The organism is Ammoniphilus soli, from assembly GCF_040813775.1.
Genome location: NZ_JBEGDL010000010.1, coordinates 86,204 through 104,914, shown reverse-complemented (window position 1 = coordinate 104,914; position 18,711 = coordinate 86,204). Strand labels below are relative to the sequence as shown.

The window sequence follows — 18,711 nt, the reverse complement described above, 5'->3', positions numbered from 1 at the left end:
GAAAAAGAGTACAAGGAGTCCCTCATGGAAAGAGACAAGCCTGGTGTTTCAAATCATTTTTATACTGGTTTCCTTAACGCCATTCTATTTAGTATTCCCATTTGGATCGTCATTTTCTGGGCAATAGGCAGACTATAGTAGATAACGGGAAAAGCCAGCGACTAGTCGCTGGCTTTAGGTGTAGCTAATATTAGTCTTCCATAGTGGACAAATCACCAGTAGGCAATCCTAATTCCCATGCCTTTAATACACGACGCATGATCTTACCGGATCTTGTTTTTGGTAACTTGTCTTTCACTTCGATTTCTCTTGGAGCTGCATGGGCAGCTAGACCTGTCTTTACGAAATTACGGATGTCCTGAAGTAGTTCTTCTGTAGGCTCATAACCAGATCTTAAAGCAATAAACGCTTTAATAATTTCACCACGGATGGCATCTGGCTTACCTATAACCCCAGCTTCAGCAACAGCCGGATGTTCCACTAATTTACTTTCTACTTCGAATGGGCCTACTCGTTCACCAGCCGTCATGATTACATCATCAACGCGCCCTTGGAACCAGAAGTAACCATCTTCATCCATGTAAGCAGAATCTCCGGACACATACCAACCACTCAGACGGAAATATTCTTCGTACTTGGACGGGTTATTCCAGATTTTCCTCATCATAGAAGGCCAGCTAACCTTGATGGCTAGGTTCCCCATGCGATTTGGAGGCAAGACATTCCCCTCGTCGTCAACAATTGCTGCTTCTACGCCAGGAATTGGCTTACCCATAGATCCTGGTTTAATTGGCATGGAAGGATAATTACAAATGAGCTGAGCTCCTGTTTCCGTCATCCACCATGTATCATGGATTCGCTTATTAAATACTTTCATACCCCAATGAACGACTTCAGGGTTCAAAGGTTCCCCTACACTAAGAACATGGCGCAGGCTGGACAAGTCGAAATCCTTAACCAGCTCATCTCCGGCACCCATGAGCATGCGGAAGGCGGTAGGCGCACTGTACCAAACTGTAATATTATATTTCTCGATCGTAGAATACCAGTCCTGTGGGCTAAAACGACCTCCACGAATAACATTGGATGCTCCATTCAGCCAAGGTCCAAAAATTCCATAAGATGTACCTGTAACCCAACCAGGATCCGCTGTGCACCAGTAGACGTCTTCTTCTTGCAGGTCAAGTACCCACTTGGCGGTTTGGTAATGCTGGATCATTGCATTATGAACATGAAGAACACCCTTTGGCTTTCCAGTCGAACCAGAAGTGTAGTGGAGGATTAGTCCATCTTCACGATCTACCCATTCAATATCTAATTTATCACTGGCTTGCGCCATCGCTTGTTCAAAAGAAACTTGTCCCTCTTGAAGTTCCCCTTCAGACCCTACAATAATGATATGTTTTAATGCAGGAAGTTCAGAAACTGGAACCCTTTTCAACAATTCAGGTGTAGTGATCAGCGCAACAGCTTCACTGTCCTCTAAGCGGTCTTTTACAGCTACCTCCATGAATGCCTCAAATAATGGACCGACAATCGCTCCAACCTTAAGCGTCCCTAATACGCTTACATAAAGCTCGGGGGTACGAGGCATAAAGATAAATACGCGATCGCCCTTTGCGATACCTAAGTTTCTTAAAGCGTTCCCAAATTTGTTTGAGAGCTTCTTAAGTTCTAGGAAGGTATACTTTTCATCTCGATTGGCATCGCTGTAATACAAGGCTACTTTATTCTTTCTGGCTGTTTCGCAATGTCTGTCAATTGCCTCATAAGCCATATTTACTTTTCCTGTTTCGTACCAGGAAAATTCTTTCTCTACTTCTTTCCAGTCAAAATTCTTGTAGGTTTCTTCATAGCTTACTAAGTTACTTTTCACTTCAACCGGTTGCAATGTTATCGTTTGCATCTCTTCCAACTCCCCACTATGTTTGTCTAGTTCTGTCTAGTTTCTGAGCTGTCTATGAATCTATTATATCACAATATTTAATTTTCTCAATTTTAAACTTAAAAATTTTTTATTTCTGATAAATTAATTTTCCCATTCTTTTATGAAGGAACATTATGTATAATTTAGTAAATAAGATCGTACTTCATGGATTGGAATTAAAGGAGGAATAGAGCTTATGTTAATTGAAGACATCATGAATCGAAATGTCGTCACGGTTAAGCCTTCTGATTCCATTCGTTTGGCTATGCTGATCGCTGCCCAACACCGCATTCGCCACCTGCCTGTCTTGGATGAGGGAAACAAGTTGGTTGGAATTTTATCAGACCGTGACCTTCGCGATGCCTGTCCGTCCAAGTTCGAATCAGATCAGAACGACCAGGTTTATAGCCGCCCCGTATCTGAAATGATGCTTCGAGATGTTGTCACGGCCCATCCTTTGGATTTCGTGGAAGACGCTGCGTACAGCTTGTATAGCAATAAGATCGGCTGTTTGCCTGTTGTAGACCAAGAGGAACTCAAGGGCATCATTACAGAGACGGATATTTTGCATACCTTGGTTGAGTTAATGGGTGTTCAATTTCCCAGCTCGCATGTGGAAGTTGAGGTTAATGACCAACCGGGAATGCTTGCTGATGTTTCCGCAATATTTAAACAGATGGGCAGCAACGTGACTAGCGTCTTGGTATTCCCCGGACAGCATCAAGGCAAAAAGAACTTGGTTTTCCGCGTGCAAACGATTGATACGAGAAAGCTAAAAAACGCTTTAGAACAAGCTGGTTATCGTGTATTATGGCCACAGGAGCCGGGGGTCGGAATATGAGACCCTCCAGTTTTTTTATATACAGCAAGGAATACCAAAATTATAAATTTAACGATGAACATCCCTTTAACCAAAAAAGGCTTGAATTGACCATAGACTTATTGCAAGAGCTGCGATTGATTCGAGAAGATCAGATCATAAAGCCTCGCTACGCATCAGATGAGGAATTAGCCCTGGTGCATGATCCGCAATACATTAAGGTGGTAAAGGAGTCTGGCCATCGAAACGAGGTATTGCCGGTTGCATCCAGCTATGGGTTGGGTACGGAAGACACGCCAATGTTCCCTATGATGCATGAGGCCACTTCCCTTATCGTCGGGGGTACACTTCGTGCCGCGGAGTTAGTCATGTCTGGCGAATGTGATCACGCAGTAAACCTTGCAGGCGGCCTTCATCATGGTTTTCGAGGCCGGGCATCCGGATTCTGTGTGTACAATGATTGTTCCGTTGTAATTGCTTTTCTTCGAAAACATTACGATGCACGGGTCCTTTATATCGATACGGATGCGCATCATGGAGATGGGATTCAATGGGCGTTCTATGACGACCCTAACGTGTTGAGCCTATCTATACATGAGACGGGCAAATACCTTTTTCCAGGGACAGGCGCCATCACCGAGCGTGGAGACGGACAAGGGTATGGTTTTAATGTAAACGTTCCCCTGGAACCGTTTACCGAAGATAACTCTTGGATAGAGTCATACCATAGCGTTGTCTCACAGGTAGCTCGCGGTTTCAAGCCCGATGTGATCGTTACACAAAACGGATGTGACAGCCATTTCTTAGATCCGCTTACCCATCTTTCTTGCTCCATGGAAATTTATCGGCAAATCCCGAAGCTTGCTCATCAGTTAGCTCACGAGCTGTGTAACGGAAGGCTCATTGCAACGGGTGGAGGAGGCTATGATATTTGGAGGGTCGTCCCAAGAGCTTGGACACTCCTTTGGGCCGAGCTTACTGACCGTCCTATAGAGAACAACCCTCTTATACCAAAGAACTGGATTTCTCGATGGTCCTTAGAAAGTCCTGTGGAGTTGCCCGAACAGATGATGGATCTTCCTGAGACTTTCCCTGTTATTCCAAGAAAAGCAGAGATAACAAGCAAAAACCGTCAGACAGTAGAAAAGTCCCTGCTGTACTGTCCAAGAGGGTAAGCCCAGTCCATACATATAGGTTGAAAAATGAAAAACATCAAAAAAAGGGACAGGTTTTGAACCGTCCCTTATAACAATACTACAGATTAGGCAGCATGCGTGAAACCATTTCATAGGATCTTTTAGAAGCCAACACAGTAAATTCAGGAAAATTGATATGAGCGGAACCGTCTGCCTTGTCGGACATTGCTCTTACAATGACGAAAGGAATTTGGTTTGCATCGCAAACATGGGCAACAGCTGCCCCTTCCATTTCCGTGCAATCACCCTGCATTTCCTCGTGGAGGGCTTTTACCGTATCACGGCTTGCTACAAATTGATCCCCTGAAAGAATTCGACCAATGATCGTTTTCCCTTCCACCACTTCTTGGCTTGCCTTAACGGCAAGCTGAACTAATCGATCATCTGCACGAAAAATGGATTTCGCGGAAAAAGGGATTTCCCCTTTCTTAAATCCTAAGGGGGTTACATCCATGTCGTGGTATTGGCAATCGCTGGATACAACGATATCACCAATCTCTAAATCCGGATTTAGAGCACCTGCAACCCCTGTAAAAATGACTTCTTTTACATCGAAATGGTCGATCAGGATCTGGGTGCAGATACTGGCATTTACCTTCCCGACCCCGCATTTGCATAAAACAACTTCTTTATCTTTTAGTTTGCCGGTATAATAGGTAATCCCAGCCGTTGTTTTTTCCGTAATGTCTTGCATGCCTTCTTTATAAAGCTGAATTTCTTCATCCATCGCTCCAATGATTCCAATCATGGTCTGCCCTCCTCTAGCGCTTACTGTTCTATAGGCCTTGTTGATTGTCGTTCCTCAATTCGATGCGGCAGAACAACGATATGGTTATCTACTTTTTCATTATTCATGAATTTAGTTAGTAAGCGCATAGCTACGGCACCAAGGTCATACATGGGCTGCACGACTGTGGTCAGCTTCGGCCGGACCATCTCGGATAAACGGATATTATCAAATCCGATGACTTCCATATCTTGTGGTACACTTTTCCCCATATCCTGCATTCCATGGATTACCCCGACGGCCGTTTCATCACTCGCGGAAAAAATAGCCGTAGGCGGCTCTTCTAAAGACATAAACGCTTGGGCAGCTTCCAATCCCGCTTCATAAGAAAGCTTTCCGCTAATGACATAATCCTGCCTGAAAGAAATTCCTGAATCAGTCAAAGCCTGGCGATATCCTTCAAAACGTTCCACTCCCGCCAAAGGATCTTGGAAAGGTCCTGTGACCATGGCAATTCTCTGATGTCCCCCTTGAATCAGCCGCATCGTTGCATCATAACCTGCTTGTCGATGGTCGATATTAACAGAAGGGTGCTCCTCCGAACTTTCCTTAGTACCGGCTAATACGACAGGAACGGAAGAAGTATTAAAGACCTGTAAATGCTCATCTGAAATTTCCCGTCCCATGAACACGATGCCATCTACTTGCTTTTCCAACAATGTGTTTATAAGATGTACTTCCTTTTCCAGCCGTTGATCTGAATCGCACAGAATAATGTTATATTTATACATGCTGGCTATATCGTCGATTCCTCTTGCAAGCTCGGCAAAAAAGGCGCTAGCAATGTCTGGAATGACTACTCCAACCGTAGTCGTTTTTTTGCTTGCCAAACCGCGTGCAACAGCATTTGGGCGATAACCTAAGCGTTCGATTGCACCAAGTACTTTTTTTCTTGTCGTCGGCTTAACATTCGGATTACCGTTAACCACACGGGAAACAGTGGCCATGGACACTCCTGCTTCTCTGGCTACATCATAAATCGTAATGGGCATAAAAAACCCTCCTTAATATCCAATATTTGGTTTTCATATTTTCATAATTTTATTGATATCATACGACAAATTTCTCCACCATGCAATTCGTTTTCAAAGGTTTTTTCAAGAATTCGTCGTTTTTTTTAAAGACGAAGATTGTCCCACGGGGTGGGGCATGAATTTGAATTCACCATAATTTTATAATTATAGTTAGTCTTAACTGAAGACCTTCTAAACATGCATGGAATGAAAGTGTTTTCATTGAGCGAAAAAAATAAAAAAGCGAGGATCTCTGGAAGATCCCCGCGCCTTTTTGTTATATAGATGCCATTTTTGTATCTTTCAATTGAGCCAGAAACTCATTAAATTGTGGGATGCTTAGCTGCTGTTTTGCATCAGATAAAGCTGTTTCTGGATCCGGATGCACTTCCACCATTACGCCATCCGCTCCAATAGCCAATGCCGCTCTAGCTGTTGGCAATAAGAGGTCGCGACGACCGGTGGAATGGGTAACATCCACAAACACTGGCAGGTGAGTTTCCTGCTTTAAGATGGGTACTGCGGAAATGTCGAGGGTATTTCGAGTTGCCTTTTCGTAGGTGCGAATTCCTCGCTCACATAGCATGACATTGTTGTTACCGTTAGCTAAGATATATTCTGCTGCATAAATAAATTCTTCAATGGTAGCCGACAAGCCTCGTTTAAGAAGAATAGGAGTCTTCACTTTTCCCGCAGCCTTGAGAAGCTCAAAGTTTTGCATATTGCGTGCCCCGATTTGGATAACATCCAAATATTCCGTCGCGACTTCTATGTCAGCTGGCGTTACGATCTCGCTGATGACCTTTAGACCGAACTCATCTCCAACTTTTCTTAAAATCTTCAAGCCTTCTACCCCAAGCCCTTGGAAATCGTAAGGGGAAGTACGAGGCTTATAAGCTCCCCCGCGAAGCATTTTGATCCCTTGAGCTTGAAGAGTTTTAGCGACTTCACGAACCTGTTCCGTGCTTTCAACCGAGCATGGACCTGCGATGAGCAAGGGTTCTCCAGCTACCCCTACTTTTACAGAGCCAACTTCAACGATCGTATCCTCTTCTTTTTTCTTTCGGCTAACGAGCAATGTTTTCTGGCTGCTTACCTTCTGCAAATCTAAAGATGCTTTAAAGATCTGTTTAAATAAATATTGTACTGTACTGTCAGTAAAAGGTCCTTGATTATTCTCCGTAATCTGATTCAACATAAATCTCTCTCGCTCGGGATCAAATTTGTTTATCCCCTGAGCCAACTTCACTTTCCCAATTTCTTGCGAAAGGGCTGCCCGCTGATTCAAAAGGTCCAGGATTTGCAGGTTTAACTGATCCAATTGTGACCTTAAATTCTCTAACTGATCGTTACTCATTCTCTCTCCACCTCGTTTATTTTGTCTGAAATCGAAATATTATGATGCATTATATCCTATTCTTAATATTTTGTCATTAATATGCCGTATTCGCCTAAATCGGTCCCCAAAATTCCCGAGGATAAAAGAAGGACGCCCTTTGATAGTACATTCATACTTATTGGACGCCCTCCCCCTTCATTCTTAAGAAGTGACTTTTGTATCCGATTTTGCCTTGGAGGAACTTAGATCAGGTAAGCTTTCCACAGAAGTTAATTTATCATAGAAATCCACGTATTTATCTTTGTCTTCGCTGTTTCGCAGCGCCATAGCCACACGAGGATGTTCATTCAGCATGCCAGCAATCGTATAAGGAATGATATAGCCCCATTCCACTTGTTCTCTTAATGGAATCAATCGTCTTTCCAGTACACCCATGATGGAGCGAACATCATACTTAGGGTTTGGCAAGTAATTTACCAACAGCTCGGTTGGGCAGTTCCCTGCGGCTCTCCCCATTCCAAAGAGGGAAGCATCCAAATACGTAACCCCTTTAGCTTCGGCAGCAATTGTATTAGCAAAGGCAAGCTGTAGGTTGTTATGCGTATGAATACCCAATTCCTTGTTTGGTACGTGCTTTTGGAATTTGCTTACTAAGTACTCGATGTCCGAGCCATAGAGACTGCCAAAGGAGTCCACAATGTAAACTACATCTACTGGGCTTTCGTTCACCAAGTCTAATGCATTTGAGATCGCAACCTCCGTAGCATTAGATACAGCCATAATATTAATGGTGGTTTCATAGCCTAGGTTGTGGAACTTTTCGATTAACTCGATCGCTTTGTCTACTTCCTTTATATAGCAAGCCACACGAATCATATCAAGATAACTCTCGCTGCGCGGCAAGATGTCATTCTCGTCCACTCTGCCGATATCGACAAGGGCGGAAAGCTTCGTATGGGACTTTTCTCCAATAGTTTTTCTTAAAAGCTCTTCATCTAAAAATCTCCAAGGACCTACGTTGTCAGCCTTCAACAGTTTAGGAGAGTTTTTATAACCGATCTCCATATAGTCAACGCCAGCAGCACTCAAAGATTTGTAGACATCTCTTACAAACTCGATGCTAAAATCCCAATTATTCACCAGACCTCCATCTCGAATGGTACAATCGACAATTTTAGCTGTCGTTCTCTTCTTGCTCACTTGTCTTCCTCCTCTTCCTCTTCACCGTCCACTTTCACTTTAAAGCGTGTATGCGTTGAAGTGTTTAGTTTTGTTTTATATTATATCGGAGGATATGACGGATTGCAAAACATTTCTAATTGAATTCCAAGAAAATTTAAGCATTCCTCATTATATCTGACAGTATATAAAAATTTACCCCTTTGGATCAAATGCATCGCGAAGCCCATCGCCTATAAAGTTAAACGACAGGACTGTAAGGAGGATCATGAGGCCTGGAAACAAGGGGTACCAGGGAGCCAATACCATAATGGATAAACTCTGCGCTCCTTGCAGCATATTCCCCCAGCTTGGGGTCGGGGGCTGGATTCCGAGTCCCAGGAAGCTCAAACCGGACTCTGCTAGAATCACTCCGCCGACACCGAGTGTCGCGGCCACAATAATGGGAGCGATGGCATTCGGCAAAATATGAATGAACATGATTCGCATATTAGACATCCCTAAGCTTCTGGCTGCCCAGACATATTCCTCTTCTTTCAACTTGAGATATTCTCCGCGAACGAGCCGAGCCGTCCCTGTCCAACCCAGGAGAATAAAAACCGCTACAATGTTTGTCAGATTGGGTTCCAGAAGAGTGACAATCGTAATTAAGAGAAATATCGAAGGAAAAGAATTGAATAAATCGACGATACGCATCAGGACATTGTCCATCCATCCCCCGTAGTAACCTGCCAGAGCGCCTATAAGAGTCCCGATAAAAATCGCTCCGGAAACGGATGACAGCCCCACCAGCAGGGATACTCTAGCCCCATATAACAGCCGGGTCAAAATGTCCCTGCCGTATTCATCCGTTCCGAGCAAATGACTCCAGGAAGGAGGCTGCAACCGCTGAAGAAGGTTTTGTTCCGCAGGATGATAAGGTGTCAGGAAGGGGGCGCATAGAGCAGCTAGAATAATCAATAGAAGCGTAATACCTCCTAGGACGGCTAACCGGTTTTTGAAAAACTTCCGTAAAATAAGCCTTCGCATACCGATTTGAACTGCGCTTTGATCACGACGCATAAACTCTTCCAATGAAAGCTTCTGCATGAGGCTTCCTCTCCTTTATTCGCATGCCAATTACTTGTATTCGATTCTTGGATCGAGGACGGCATAGAGGATATCCGCTACAAGATTTCCAATCACCACTAAAATTGCGGAGATAGTGGTAATAGCCATAATCACCGGATAATCCCGCTGAAAAACCGCATCCAAAAAGAGCAGTCCGATTCCAGGATACGAAAAAATTTTCTCGACAATCACGGCTCCTCCAAAAAACGAGGGCAAGCTTAACCCAAATACCGTAATGATGGGGATGAGGCCATTTCTTAAGCCATGCTTGTAGACGACAATCCACTCATTCAAACCTTTTGCTCGAGCTGTGGTCATATATTGCTGCCCCAATACCTCCAGCATGCTGGATCGGGTATATCTTGTCAGTCCAGCCATATCTGCTGTCCCTAGGGTGAGTGCAGGAAGAATCAAGTGGCGAAGGGTATCCCAAGCCCCTCCCCCTCCTTCCATAAATCCTCGAATGCCACCTGCGGGCAAAAGATTCATATAAACGGAAAAAACCATAATTAATAAGATGCCTAGCCAAAAGTTGGGTGTAGCTAGTCCAAGGAAAGCGAAAAAAGTAGACGTGTAATCAATCCATGTGTTTTTGCGGCGAGCAGCCAGAATTCCTAAGGGAATCGACAACGCGGCGGCAAATAAAAAAGAGGCTCCCATGAGCAGCAGGGTTTGAGGCAGTCGTTCCAGGATCAAATCAGCAACAGGGACCTTCCGGATAAAAGAAGTTCCTAAATCTCCCTGAATAAAATGACCTAGCCATCGCAAATATTGAACCCATGCCGGTTGATCCAACCCAAGGGCAATCATCATTTTTTCTTTATCTTCCGGCTTAATTTTAGGATCCATCATGAGGTCAGTTGGTCCACCAGGAGCCAAGTACATGAGAAAAAAAGATATTAGTGTAATCCCCAATAACAAGGGGACAGCTTGCAGCAAACGCTTCATGATATAAATCTGCAATTCTCTCACTACTCCCCCACAATACATTTGTAACTTAACATATGTTTTGCAGGGCTTGTTTAGAAGAAAAAAAGGAAGCCCGATTAGGCTTCCTTATCGATAACGCCATTGCTGAATGTTATAAAAGCCCCCAGCCGGATGCTCTACTACCCCATCCAGATTGATGGGGTAAGCCGTTATCCCATTTGAATAGTATAAAAAAGTATAAGGTTGTTCCTTTGCAATCCTTTGTTGGAATTTCACAAGAATTTCTTTTCGTTTGGAAGGATCAATGGCTGCTGTATTTTGTTCCAGCAAGCGATCGATTTCTTCATTCTGATAGGAGATGAAATTCAACCCCTTGTCTATCTCTTTGCTATGCCAGATGGCAGTCGGGTCTGGATCCACTCCAAGAGACCAGCCAAGAATCACGGCATCAAATTTCTTCGTCTCCACGTAGTCATTGATAAAAGCACTCCACTCCATGAGGCGGGGCTTGACCTCCACGCCTACTTTGGCCCACTGTTCTTGGACGATTTGCGCCACCATTTCACGAATTTTATTCCCTTGATTCGTTAGCAGGACAAAAGAAAACTTTTCTCCATCCCTATCCAGGATCCCGTCCCCATCGCTATCCGTCCAGCCGGCTTCAGCCAACAACTGCTTTGCTTTATCCGGATCATACGGAAAACGAGGCACGCCTTCAGCATAAGCCCAACTGAGTGGAGATCCATGCGTGTGGGCTACCTGACCCTCCCCTTCCAAGACAATGTCCACCATTTGCTGGCGATCTAAAGCATAAGTTAACGCTTGCCTTACGCGAGCATCTTGGAAAAAAGGATGTTTCAGATTATATCCGATATAGGTATAAGATAAGGAGGGGCTGGACTGAAGCTTCACTTTTCCCTGCTTTTCAAAAAGTCTTCCAACAGCCAAATCGGTTGCCGGAATTCCCATGACATCAATACCGCCGGATTGCAATTGAATGAATTGCGCATTTTGATCTGGAATAATCCGGAAGTAAAGGTGTTTAATATTGGCTGCTCCATGGAAGTAGCGGTCAAAAGCTTCTAACTGGACATACTCGCCATCTTTCCATGTGTGGAAGCGATAAGGCCCTGTACCGACAGGCTCTTTCGTGTTAAAGGGCTGTTCGGCAAGCTTGTCAATGGGCACATGCCCCAACAGATGAGAAGGAAGAATCGCATAAGCACAGGTGTTGAGAAAAGGTGCATAAGGCTCTTTCAAAACAAATCTGACCGTATAACGGTCTAGCGCCTCAATATGTTTAATTTTTTCAAAGTCAGAGCCTCTTGGTCCCGTATAACCTGGGCTTCGGGGGAGATTGTAAGAAAACACCACATCCTTAGAAGTCATCTCTACCCCGTCATGAAATAAGACTCCTTTCTTCAAGTGGAAGGTCCAATGAATGCCATCCTCCGATACTTCCCAGCGATCTGCCAGATCTGGGATCGGGTTAAGCTTCGGATCATAGCGGACAAGTCCGTTAAAGAGCAAGGCTTCTACCTGACCGCTTGAGGCATCCGCAGAGAAATATGGATTGATTAGAGAAGGCGAACCGATGGTGCCCACAATGAGATGCTGTTTGACGGTTTCTTGTTTCGGGGAATCTACTTGCGCTACAGAAGAAACATGGGATTCAGCTACCAAAGTAAGGGCTATTAAAATTACCAATAGAGAGAAAAAAGGCTGTGTCCGCACACTTCACCACTCCTTTTTCTCCCATTTTGCCCTTTTTGAATAAAATAAAAACTGACCCGATGGGTCAGTTTCTTTTAGTTCTGGCTAGGTTTTTTTCTTGCTTTAACAAACAATAATGTAATTAGAACAACCGGAATGGCCATCGAACCGATCAGGCCAGCCATTGTAATGGTTTGTGCATCCATGGAATGAACCTCCCCTAAATTCTTTTAAATCCCCCTACTTCAGATTAAATCACAGTAAGGGTTGGAGAGGGTATACGCCATAGAGTATATTTGGTTCCTTGTCACAAAATAGTTGGATTTTACGACAACCTCTTTAGGCGTAATTTTTGAATAAGGGTCACGGCTAGCATACCGAGCGTCGCGCCGATGATGTCATTGACAATGTCCAAAACGTCAGGCATTCTGCCAGGAACAAATGACTGATGCCACTCATCGGTTAGTCCATAAACAAAACACAATAAAATGGCTATAATTCGAATATCCCATTTCCCCTTCCGCTGAAAAGGGAGAAGAGCCCAATAAAATAGTACGGCTAAGATAAAGTAAGCAATCACGTGCCCAAAATTAAAGCTGTCAAAGAAGGGAAACATCCCTTGAAGCTCACTTCCCGAACGGGCCGAGAGATAAAAAATGACTCCCATCCATCCGAAGGAAGGCAGCCATCTCCACCAATAATGCATAGATAAAAGACCTCCTCGTACACTTCTACCATTTTACACGAAGAGGCCTTTTACGACCAGTATCTAATATTTTGCGTTTACGCGGTCACAATAGGGACATGTGGCAATTCTGCCCGAGTTGCCGTACTCGTCCTCTACCATGTAGCCCTTTAGCACCTCAGAATCGCAATATAAGCATTCTGAACGGAAATCCATGTCATGGCTTGCTTTCCATACATAGGGCTTAAAGGTCTGTCCGACACTTATAGAAAAAATAGGTGAGTTTTCTTCATTAAAGTCACGACCAGCTTGCATCATACCGTTTTGCCTCCTTAGAAGGTGTACTTCTAAAAACAGTATAACCAGAATTAGGAAACCCCAAACCGAATTTTCAAAAGATAATCGCAATAGTCAGCAGATAGAAATTATTGGTTTTTTCGTATATAAAAGTTAAAATAAATCATAAAAACGAATTGGAGGCATTGGATATGATTGATTCCCGTTTAGAAAAATTGGCGGATGTCCTAGTTAATTATTCGACAAAAGTTCAAAAAGGGGAACATGTATTAATTGAAGCATTCGGTATTGATAATGCCTTGATTAAGACCATCGTTCGTTTCGTACATAAAGCAGGCGGACATCCTTTTGTTAACCTGCGTGACCATCAGGTGACGAGAGAGCTGCTCATGAATGCTTCCGAGGAACAGATTCGAACATGGGCTGAATATGATGCGAAGCAAATGGAGATGATGCAGGCCTATATCGGGATTCGCGGGGGACACAATATTTATGAAACGGCAGATGTCCCCGAAGAAAACATGAAGCTATACAATACCATATACAACCATAGAGTTCATTCCACTATACGCGTAAAAAAAACCAAATGGGTCGTTTTAAGATATCCGAATCCGGCTATGGCTCAGCTTTCTAAAATGAGCACGGAAGCGTTTGAGGAATTTTATTTTGACGTTTGTACGATGGATTATCAAAGGATGTCCACAGCAATGGATTCTTTGGTAACGCTTATGAACCGAACCGATAAAGTGAGAATTACAGGCAAAGAAACAGACTTAACCTTCTCCATTAAGGATATCCCGGCCATCAAGTGTGACGGTGAATTGAATATTCCGGATGGCGAAGTCTATACTGCTCCTGTGCGGGAATCGGTGAATGGAGTCATTTCTTATAACACGCCAAGCCCGTATAATGGCTTTGTCTTTGAAAATGTAACATTGCGTTTTGAAGGCGGAAAAATAATCGAAGCGACAGCCAATGACAGCGACCGCATTAATAAAATCTTTGATACCGATGAAGGAGCCCGATATATCGGAGAGTTCGCTATCGGGGTTAACCCCTTTATTGAGAAAGCATTTGGCGATATCCTCTTTGATGAAAAGATTCATGGCAGCATTCATTTTACCCCTGGCCAATGCTATGACGAAGCCTATAACGGAAATCAGTCTGCCATCCACTGGGATATGGTGCTCATTCAGCGACCAGAATACGGCGGCGGTGAAATTTACTTTGATGACGTATTAATTCGAAAAGATGGACGTTTTGTTCTCCCCGAACTCGAGGCCCTTAATCCGGAGAACTTAAAGTAATGAAGGGAACGTTCATGCCATGAGTCTTATTGATATCTCTCAGCGATTATATACGGGGGTGCCGGTATGGCCGGGTGACACCCCTTTTTCCTTTCAATTAACCTGGACAAAAGAAGAAAGCGGGTCAGTGAATGTCGGGCAACTTCAAATGAGCACCCACACCGGAACCCATATTGATGCGCCCTATCACTTTGATTCTAATGGGAAGAAAGTGATAGAGCTAGATCTAAACCTCTATGTAGGTACAGCAAAGCTCGTCCACATCCCAAACCAAGAATCCATAGGTGCGGCAGAGCTTGCCCACTATGATTTTTCAGGGGTAAAACGAGTACTCATCCGTACGGATTCATGGGAAGATCCTACACGCTTCCCTGTGAAATTTTGCTATCTCAGGCCAGATATTGCTCCCTTCTTAAAAGAAAGGGGGATTCAACTAATCGGTTTAGATGTACCTTCCGTCGATCCCATGGAAAGTAATGAGTTAGACGCGCACCACGCCTTATTGGCCAATCAGATTCACATTTTAGAAGGCACTGTGCTTAGCGGAATCAAAGAGGGAGTTTATGAGCTTATTGCCCTTCCCCTTCCCCTAGAGGAAGCAGACGGAAGTCCTGTAAGAGCCGTTTTGCGAACACTATAAAGTCAGCAGTTTAAGGCTGTCCCAAAAGAGTTTTGGGTCTAGCCTTTTTTCTTTTGGGAAAATCCGCTAGTTATCTAAAATAGCTACAGCTTCAGGAGTTTCGACCGCCATTTCGTAATCAAAGTGAACCTGTTTGGGAGTATTTTTCAAAAATCGTGAGTTTGCGTTAACGATTAGGGTTGGCTTTCCTCTCATCGATGGGCCTATCCCCCAAAAAAGGAGGCTATTCTAAATAATCGGTTTTACTGACTTTTTGGGACACCCTCTTCTATCCAAAGGTTCTGTTATATGCAGCGTAAGTGTTCCTTTCATTATCCATCTATGCTACTGTTTACTTATTATTATCTTACTTCCAGAAAAGACGGTGAACACCTTTGGGGTTCGAATTACTGTAAACCGTGTTTCTCAATTTGCGCTGCCTTTACTTTTCGGCGGACTTGGCGGTCTGGCTGGAGTTTCCGCAATTTTCTGGGCAAGCGGGCTGGTAATGCTCTTTTTTGGCTATTCCACAAGGCCATTGCCTACTATTAAAGATTGTGAGACACCACGAAGCCATACTTCTTGACGCGAAGGTGAGAGTAGTTGGAAAATCTCCACTTACAATAAAACTTTATAAGATTTTAAATGAAATAGTTGGAATTTGTACCACTAATCACGAAATCGACTCCATTTTGGAGCGTCTTTTCGATGATAGGTGGACTTTTTCCAACTATCCCTTTATTGTTCTTCTTCATTTTTAAAATAAGTGGAGTTTTTCCATTAAGTCATGGGGTTGGACTAGCTTTTGGGACATATGTTACAATTGAAATATCAAGGATTTCACCGTAACTGGAATCGTTCCGAAGGGCTGCAGCATTTGCCCGATGTCAATAAAATCAAAATTCTGTAACGTAATCCCGTCAATGGATAGAATCTCATTCCTCACTTCAAACTCTTCCTTAAGTATAGATCCTACTGTTCGGGCGATATCTCCATCCAATACAATATAGATGGGCTTCTTGCTTTAAATCGTTTTTGGCAGCCCTTCTGCCAATCCCTTGGCAAATGCTGAAATCCTCTCATACGAAGGTTCTCCATGCCAAAGGAAGGCCAATGCTACTTCTGACTCTCCTTCTACTAGATCAAAGGCTTCATATTGTTCAGCTATCGATTTTGATAGACGATTGGAGTCTATGTCCCCTCTCAATTCATAGGATGGCTTTAATACCTGGAGATTTTTTCGAGGCACTAAGCCTTCATTCGACAGGTATAGGGTATTGCCGCTGACTTGGACACTAAATTCCGAGGCTCCTACGACAGTCGCTCGGATGCATTCTCCTGCAGGAAGTAACGGCCAAAGGATCTTCCCCATTGCCCCTTTCAGCATGAGAGCTTGTCCTAAGTTTTTGCCTAAATCTCCAAATGAACGTTCCTCTCTGCCGTAAATATATTCTCCTACACCGCCTGAGAACATAACTCCTTTTATATTATCCACATGTTGTAATGGTGAAGTTAAATAAAGCTTTTCTAAGTGATGTGGCAGTCTATCATTTTGCAGGATATCAAGTATGGCTTACGCCATCCACTCCGTCATCCGCTCCACCACGGCAGGGTCCTCCACACTCCCCAGTTCCAGAGAAACCCCAATTTGTTTACCGATATAGACGGCTCCAGGTTCAAGGCGGACAACTCTATGGTTTTATCCAACATTCATCAAAAAAAATGAGGCAGCTCCATTCCTCATGAGCTACCTCATTGCATTTTACAAAAACATACTCAAATTCATCACATTCAACACAGCGTGGTCCGGATAAATCGTCCTGGAGAGAATCTTCCAATCATCCCCCTCTTTACGAATAACATCTGCTCTTTCCCCAAATAGCTCCTCTGATTCTATGTCCGAGCCCCTGCTCCTTTTATATAGAAAGTAGCTTCTAACCTTATATTCATCAGGATTGGAATTGGCTTGAACGACAATGTTGCTTACAAAATGCCGTTGCCTGGTTGGAGGGCTTTCTACCCAGGCAGATGACGTATACAGCCTTTTCACCCTAGTCGTCAGCGAAGCTTTGGTTTCTTCGAAATAGGTCATGTCATCATTGATATTCGCACCATCCCTGCCTTCTGTGGTGACGCGCAAAGGCATTCTGTAAACGATGTCATTCGATAGCAAATCTAGCCATTCCTCATACTGTCTATGGTCTAACAGATACGCTTCATGATAAAGCATATTGGAAATCTGGCAAACGATGTCAGCATTCATTAGTTTTGTTCCTCCTCTTCAAAAAGATCTTTGGTCAGTAATTCCAGCCAGTATTCGTGCATGCTTCGGGAAATCGCATCGATGTAGCAAGTTGGGTAAGCCACACCAGGCCCTAGGAAGTTGGCGTCCGGTTCGACCCGCTCAAATCCCATGAGGTAGTTGGAAACGCTATTGTAGCTTAATTCCTTATCTCGAGCCATCAGTCCCTTATTCGCTTGCACAATGCGGGCCCACGTTTCCGTATCATCCTGTTCAAGCGTTCCGGAAGGACCAAAGGAGCCGATATATCCTTTATAGGCCGATTCCTTGTATTCCTGCGGAGCTGCCTTATCAATCATGAACCAGCACCAGACTTCAACCTTATCGGGGCCTAACGGTCTCCATACGCGAAAGTTCAAATAGTTATGCAGATCCCCTTCGGTTCCATGAATCGGGCTGACAAACGACAGATTAGGGAACACCCCTCCGACAAAAACCGTTGTTCTGGAAGCAATGTCTGCTTGCTCTGGGTTTAGGTTTCTCTCAAACATCGGCCACATCGATTCTGGCATGGTTTGATATGTATGCTTGGATCGGCCTGTGGCTGAGGTAATCACATTGATTCCGTGCCCATTATTCAAGACGACTTGATGCCCATAGCCTGCATAAAGCGGGTCTGAAGGACTGATGCCCATTTCTACCGTGGAACGGTGAGTCGTTTGGACATGGTAGGGATCGGCTGCGAAATTTTCACTCGTCGCTTTCCAGTTTGCTTTCGCTACCCAGCGCTGCGGCACTCCCCTTACTTCCATTCCGCCATCGCTGCGGCCTAGCATTAGATCAAAGTACCATTTCATATCTCCCAGATAATCCTCTAAAGGCATGGCATTCGGATCTAAGTTCCCAAAAATCATCCCTTGGTAGATGCCCACCTTTGGGATTGGGCGAAGTCCCCATTCATCCTTCTCCATCTCCTGCCCATAGACCTTATCGCCTGCAACTATGCCAATCAGCTTGCCTTCGAGATTAAAGCTCCAGCCATGATAGGCACAAGTAAACGTTTTCTTTTTTCCGTAATCAGCTGTACAAAGATGAGCACCTCGGTGCGGACAGGAGTTAAGGTAAGCTTTAAACTCCCCTGAATTGGTTTTAACAAGAAGCACGGGATCGTTGACCATCCAACGGGTCACATAGCTTCCTGGTTCTCTTAATTCTGACTCATGACCTAAAAATTGCCACGTTCTACCGAATATCTGTTCTTGTTCCAGCTCATATATATCAGGGTCTGTTGTTACCCATTGAGGCAATAGGCCCTTATCCATCTTTTCTTTCAGCGTTTGAAATGTCTCTTTGCTTAACCGTGTTCTTCTCATCATGGTTTCTTTCCCTCCCGTAGTTCAGCAAAATCCACTGCGATTCACTCTATGAATTGATAATTCATTTGGTGATTTGATAATTAAAATATAACCCAAACTTTGAAAATTGTCAAATCTTACAACAATTTTGTCTATTTTGTTTACGCACAAACAAAAACACCCTTTACCGTA

16 protein-coding genes and 1 pseudogene are annotated in these 18,711 nt (G+C 43.9%); 4 read left to right on the top strand and 13 right to left on the bottom strand.

The features are described from left to right. Positions 1 to 190: 190 nt before the first annotated feature. Positions 191 to 1,906, bottom strand: a complete 1,716-nt coding sequence (gene acsA / locus ABLT31_RS19430; protein ID WP_367754683.1) for an acetate--CoA ligase — start codon at positions 1,904 to 1,906, stop codon at positions 191 to 193. Positions 1,907 to 2,123: 217 nt separating this feature from the next. On the opposite strand from acsA, the gene ABLT31_RS19425 reads away from it, so the two are divergent. Both ABLT31_RS19425 and ABLT31_RS19420 read left to right on the top strand, forming a co-directional pair. Further along, a complete protein-coding gene (locus ABLT31_RS19425; RefSeq protein ID WP_367754680.1) occupies positions 2,124 to 2,768 on the top strand; it encodes an acetoin utilization AcuB family protein in 645 nt (214 codons plus the stop codon). Further along, positions 2,765 to 3,922 carry an acetoin utilization protein AcuC gene (locus tag ABLT31_RS19420; RefSeq protein ID WP_367754678.1) on the top strand — a complete coding sequence of 386 codons (1,158 nt, stop codon included), beginning with the start codon at positions 2,765 to 2,767 and terminating at the stop codon, positions 3,920 to 3,922. Before ABLT31_RS19425 ends, ABLT31_RS19420 begins: the two co-directional genes overlap by 4 nt. A 79-nt stretch (positions 3,923 to 4,001) precedes the next feature. On the opposite strand, the gene ABLT31_RS19415 is transcribed toward ABLT31_RS19420, so the two are convergent. The 9 genes from ABLT31_RS19415 to ABLT31_RS19375 form a co-directional block, all read right to left on the bottom strand. Beyond that, a complete protein-coding gene (locus ABLT31_RS19415) occupies positions 4,002 to 4,691 on the bottom strand; it encodes a 5'-methylthioadenosine/adenosylhomocysteine nucleosidase (RefSeq protein ID WP_367754676.1) in 690 nt (229 codons plus the stop codon). 20 nt (positions 4,692 to 4,711) lie between these two features. Next, a complete protein-coding gene (gene ccpA / locus ABLT31_RS19410) occupies positions 4,712 to 5,722 on the bottom strand; it encodes a catabolite control protein A (protein ID WP_367754674.1) in 1,011 nt (336 codons plus the stop codon). Positions 5,723 to 6,020: 298 nt separating this feature from the next. Next, positions 6,021 to 7,100, bottom strand: a complete 1,080-nt coding sequence (locus ABLT31_RS19405; RefSeq protein ID WP_367754672.1) for a bifunctional 3-deoxy-7-phosphoheptulonate synthase/chorismate mutase — start codon at positions 7,098 to 7,100, stop codon at positions 6,021 to 6,023. A gap of 183 nt (positions 7,101 to 7,283) precedes the next feature. Further along, on the bottom strand, positions 7,284 to 8,282 hold the full coding sequence (locus ABLT31_RS19400) for an aldolase catalytic domain-containing protein (protein ID WP_367754670.1): 999 nt from the start codon (positions 8,280 to 8,282) through the stop codon (positions 7,284 to 7,286). Positions 8,283 to 8,456: 174 nt separating this feature from the next. Continuing rightward, positions 8,457 to 9,350 carry an oligopeptide ABC transporter permease gene (gene opp4C, locus ABLT31_RS19395; RefSeq protein ID WP_462976513.1) on the bottom strand — a complete coding sequence of 298 codons (894 nt, stop codon included), beginning with the start codon at positions 9,348 to 9,350 and terminating at the stop codon, positions 8,457 to 8,459. Between the two features lie 30 nt (positions 9,351 to 9,380). Further along, positions 9,381 to 10,334 carry an ABC transporter permease gene (locus tag ABLT31_RS19390; RefSeq protein ID WP_367754916.1) on the bottom strand — a complete coding sequence of 318 codons (954 nt, stop codon included), beginning with the start codon at positions 10,332 to 10,334 and terminating at the stop codon, positions 9,381 to 9,383. A gap of 93 nt (positions 10,335 to 10,427) precedes the next feature. Next, on the bottom strand, positions 10,428 to 12,035 hold the full coding sequence (locus ABLT31_RS19385; RefSeq protein ID WP_367754668.1) for a peptide-binding protein: 1,608 nt from the start codon (positions 12,033 to 12,035) through the stop codon (positions 10,428 to 10,430). 304 nt (positions 12,036 to 12,339) lie between these two features. Then, entirely contained in the window at positions 12,340 to 12,720 is a 381-nt protein-coding gene (locus ABLT31_RS19380) for a VanZ family protein (RefSeq protein WP_367754666.1), read from the bottom strand. A gap of 63 nt (positions 12,721 to 12,783) precedes the next feature. After that, a complete protein-coding gene (locus ABLT31_RS19375; RefSeq protein WP_367754664.1) occupies positions 12,784 to 13,017 on the bottom strand; it encodes a hypothetical protein in 234 nt (77 codons plus the stop codon). 170 nt (positions 13,018 to 13,187) lie between these two features. Between ABLT31_RS19375 and ABLT31_RS19370 the strand changes: the two genes are divergently transcribed. Together ABLT31_RS19370 and kynB are read left to right on the top strand one after the other, a co-directional pair. Beyond that, on the top strand, positions 13,188 to 14,303 hold the full coding sequence (locus ABLT31_RS19370) for an aminopeptidase (protein WP_367754662.1): 1,116 nt from the start codon (positions 13,188 to 13,190) through the stop codon (positions 14,301 to 14,303). Positions 14,304 to 14,322: 19 nt separating this feature from the next. Next, positions 14,323 to 14,943: an arylformamidase gene (kynB, locus tag ABLT31_RS19365; protein WP_367754660.1), complete on the top strand. Its 621-nt coding sequence runs from the start codon at positions 14,323 to 14,325 to the stop codon at positions 14,941 to 14,943. Positions 14,944 to 15,739: 796 nt separating this feature from the next. Here the strand turns inward: kynB and ABLT31_RS19360 are convergent. From ABLT31_RS19360 to ABLT31_RS19350, 3 genes and pseudogenes are all read right to left on the bottom strand, one after another. Further along, positions 15,740 to 16,480 (bottom strand): annotated as a pseudogene (locus tag ABLT31_RS19360) (ethanolamine ammonia-lyase reactivating factor EutA). Between the two features lie 204 nt (positions 16,481 to 16,684). After that, positions 16,685 to 17,185, bottom strand: a complete 501-nt coding sequence (locus tag ABLT31_RS19355; RefSeq protein WP_367754658.1) for a 3-phenylpropionate/cinnamic acid dioxygenase subunit beta — start codon at positions 17,183 to 17,185, stop codon at positions 16,685 to 16,687. Then, positions 17,185 to 18,540, bottom strand: a complete 1,356-nt coding sequence (locus ABLT31_RS19350) for an aromatic ring-hydroxylating oxygenase subunit alpha (protein WP_462976512.1) — start codon at positions 18,538 to 18,540, stop codon at positions 17,185 to 17,187. The genes ABLT31_RS19355 and ABLT31_RS19350 overlap by 1 nt, the downstream gene beginning before the upstream one ends. Between the last annotated feature and the right edge of the window lie 171 nt (positions 18,541 to 18,711).